At 54.7% G+C, this 289-nt stretch carries 2 tRNA genes; both read right to left on the reverse strand.

Features of this window, described 5'->3' with window-relative positions:
• Positions 1-48: 48 nt before the first annotated feature.
• Positions 49-124: transfer RNA gene (locus IFU31_RS21595), tRNA-Ala, on the reverse strand.
• A 5-nt stretch (positions 125-129) separates the two neighbouring features.
• Positions 130-206: transfer RNA gene (locus IFU31_RS21600), tRNA-Ile, on the reverse strand.
• Between the last annotated feature and the right edge of the window lie 83 nt (positions 207-289).

Raw genomic sequence — 289 nt, forward strand, 5'->3', positions numbered from 1 at the left:
CGATGGAATGCTCATTTCTAAGCTTTGACAACGATGGAGCACCAAAGGTGGTGGAGCCAAGCGGGATCGAACCGCTGACCTCCTGCGTGCAAGGCAGGCGCTCTCCCAGCTGAGCTATGGCCCCATAATTGGTGGGTCTGGGCAGATTCGAACTGCCGACCTCACCCTTATCAGGGGTGCGCTCTAACCAACTGAGCTACAGACCCAATCGTCTTCTTCAATGAATCAAGCAATTCGTGTGGGAGCTCATGAGCCAGCTGTTGTCGTCGATTAAGGAGGTGATCCAGCC

This window comes from Pseudomonas sp. CFBP 13602 (assembly GCF_014842725.1).
Classification (GTDB): domain Bacteria; phylum Pseudomonadota; class Gammaproteobacteria; order Pseudomonadales; family Pseudomonadaceae; genus Aquipseudomonas; species Aquipseudomonas baltica.